This window comes from Alkalibacterium putridalgicola, from assembly GCF_900109825.1.
GTDB classification, from domain to species: Bacteria; Bacillota; Bacilli; order Lactobacillales; family Carnobacteriaceae_A; genus Alkalibacterium; species Alkalibacterium putridalgicola.
The window spans coordinates 1-2,558 of sequence record NZ_FOBL01000067.1 but is presented as its reverse complement, the minus strand read 5'-3'; the positions used below and the strand labels follow the sequence as shown (position 1 = coordinate 2,558).

Annotated in this window: 1 protein-coding gene, 7 tRNA genes, 1 rRNA gene and 1 pseudogene; all 10 read right to left on the bottom strand. The window is 41.8% G+C overall.

Annotated features, from left to right (window positions below):
• A 16S ribosomal RNA gene (locus BMX84_RS12340) occupies window positions 1–206 on the bottom strand; the annotation flags it as partial.
• 491 nt (window positions 207–697) lie between these two features.
• A pseudogene (locus BMX84_RS12890) lies at window positions 698–1,048 on the bottom strand (ThuA domain-containing protein); the annotation flags it as partial.
• A 15-nt stretch (window positions 1,049–1,063) separates the two neighbouring features.
• Window positions 1,064–1,267 (bottom strand): hypothetical protein, encoded by a 204-nt coding sequence (locus tag BMX84_RS12330; RefSeq protein ID WP_091490350.1) that lies wholly within the window; start codon window positions 1,265–1,267, stop codon window positions 1,064–1,066.
• Window positions 1,268–1,901: 634 nt separating this feature from the next.
• Window positions 1,902–1,985: transfer RNA gene (locus tag BMX84_RS12325), tRNA-Leu, on the bottom strand.
• A 19-nt stretch (window positions 1,986–2,004) separates the two neighbouring features.
• A tRNA-Cys gene (locus tag BMX84_RS12320) sits at window positions 2,005–2,075 on the bottom strand.
• Window positions 2,076–2,089: 14 nt separating this feature from the next.
• Window positions 2,090–2,161, bottom strand: a tRNA-Gln gene (locus BMX84_RS12315).
• Window positions 2,162–2,168: 7 nt separating this feature from the next.
• Window positions 2,169–2,241, bottom strand: a tRNA-His gene (locus BMX84_RS12310).
• Window positions 2,242–2,309: 68 nt separating this feature from the next.
• Window positions 2,310–2,380, bottom strand: a tRNA-Trp gene (locus tag BMX84_RS12305).
• 6 nt (window positions 2,381–2,386) lie between these two features.
• Window positions 2,387–2,467 (bottom strand) — tRNA-Tyr (locus BMX84_RS12300).
• A 16-nt stretch (window positions 2,468–2,483) separates the two neighbouring features.
• Window positions 2,484–2,556 (bottom strand) — tRNA-Phe (locus tag BMX84_RS12295).
• Between the last annotated feature and the right edge of the window lie 2 nt (window positions 2,557–2,558).

The following is a 2,558-nucleotide window of genomic DNA, read 5'->3' as shown; positions in this document are numbered from 1 at the left end:
TGATCTAAGCATGCGCTATGATCACCTATGCGGTATTAGCACCCGTTTCCGGATGTTATCCCCCTCTTATGGGCAGGTTCCCCACGTGTTACTCACCCGTTCGCCACTCTTCCGCGCTCTGCAAGCAGAGTGCTTCATCGTTCGACTTGCATGTATTAGGCATGCCGCCAGCGTTCGTCCTGAGCCAGGATCAAACTCTCATTTTGGTTGTTTGATATAGCTCAATTTAAATATTGTGAGTTAAACATGTTAACTCGTTTGTGTTGTCCTGATCCGATAAATCGGATCGAAGACCCCTGCACATTTGGTTGTTTTACTTTGTTCAGTTTTCAAAGATCTCTTTCGTTCAGACGTTGACGATGTTTCGTGTCAACTCATATAATATTACAGGCTTTCGTTTTCGTTGTCAAGAACTTTTCGAAATTCTTTTTCGCTCATTTGACTGAGTGATCTGACGATCTAAAAAGCACTGCGTCGCTTTAAATCAGCAACACTAATAACTATACCAGTATTTGCTTTACACGTCAATGCTTTTATTCTATTTTATTGATTTTTTATTCTGATGTATTCCTTGTACAGGCTAAAACACCCACTTGTCAACAATTCTCCATTAAAATTCTTCCATATATCATGATCACGAGATATAACGATACACTCTTTCATGTTCGTGCCTAGTTACTATAGAAGGTTCTTCACCTTATTTAAACCATCTAATAACAGTACTTAGGTCTCTTTGTACAGATACGTTCATCAAGCCTGCGTCGGAAACCCCATAGGTTGATAGAGATTCTAAAAAATAAGTATTCTTCTCGACCCTTTCAATAAAATAATGTTCGTCCATTATAGCAAACGACGCTTTTTCATGACTTAATACGTGATCGTTTTTATAGTCATATCTTACCTTTAGATGATCATCAGGGTGATGTGTGAAACATCCACCCAGCATACTGACATAACCCTTATTTTCTTCATACCCTGCCAGACCTGAATGCCAGGCGAACCAGTTTCCGCCTTGTTTTACATAGTCGATGATTTGACGCTCTACAGATTCAGTTAACCATTTCTACTCTGGATCTCTTTCTGGATCCAGCCTGTTCTCTGAGGCTACTATCACCAAGTCCGGTTTTTCTCTTAACTTATCCACTAGCTCCAGACGACTGGCATACACTAATTCAATACCCTCTATTTCTCTGACAGCATCAGAAAGAGCGTTTTTCAACAGAGATTCCTTATGATAAAAATCCCCCAGCACTGCTACAATCTTCATTCCATGATCTCCTTTCAAGTTTTCCGGTACATTTCACTTCTTTTATCCACAGCACTAACTTCTCTTTTACTCCTACTTGGCTTAAGCCACACTTCTTGATCTATACATATTTACAGACTTTTTTTACTCATCTAATGGATGTTCCAGTATGATCTGACATCATTCGCATCGTCACAGTACAGTTCCTCTATTACAATAAAAGGCTATTTGCATATAAGGATCTTGCTTTAACGCACCAGCTAGAGGCGCCCATCATAACTCGTTTATCCACTTTTCAATATCAAAATACAGTTACGGAACGCTGCGCTTATCCCGGGGAACATCTTGGTCTCCCATCGCCTTTCATTTACTAACCATGATCTTATTGATTTAGTCACCTGTTAGCTTACCGATCACTAAACAGAAGAACATTACCACCCCGCAGAGGAACAACTTTTCCTGTTTTCGTGATAAAGGTACTATCCAGTCTTCAATACTAACCTGTTGTCGTCTGCTCCTCACATAACGATTTTACCATAATCAAATATGACTCTTTTAGTCATAGGCATCATACCCTCATCCAACTGACACTTCCAGGAACAACAAAAAGCTGATACATCTCTATAAAGAGACATATCAGCTTTTTCGTGATTTATACCGGCGGCCGGAGTCGAACCGGCACGCCCTAATGGGCACTGGATTTTGAGTCCAGCGCGTCTACCAATTCCGCCACGCCGGCATTATTTCAAATGAAGATAAGGCGGTAACCGGATTTGAACCGGTGATGAAGGTTTTGCAGACCTCTGCCTTACCACTTGGCTATACCGCCATTATTAAATTTAACTGGGCTACTAGGATTCGAACCTAGGAATGACAGGATCAAAACCTGCTGCCTTACCGCTTGGCTATAGCCCAATAAAAGGGCGACTGATGGGGTTCGAACCCACGCATGCCGAGACCACAACCCGGTGCGTTAACCACTTCGCCACAGTCGCCATATTACCATTTCCAATAAATAGTATAGCACAAATAACTAAAGTATTCATTATTCAATTTATTGAAACAGGGGTAGTAGGAATCGAACCCACATCGATGGTTTTGGAGACCATAGTTTTACCATTAAACTATACCCCTAACTAATGGAGGGAGTAGGATTTGAACCTACGAACCCGAAGGAACGGATTTACAGTCCGCTGCGTTTGGCCACTTCGCTATCCCTCCAGAATATTAAGTTGAATGGCGCAGGACAGAGTCGAACTGCCGACACACGGAGCTTCAATCCGTTGCTCTACCAACTGAGCTACTGCGCCAA

What these genes read in the sequence shown, in the direction of transcription:
- BMX84_RS12330 (WP_091490350.1), bottom strand. Translation starts at nt 1,267, where the DNA reads ATGAAGATTGTAGCAGTGCTGGGGGATTTTTATCATAAGGAATCTCTG.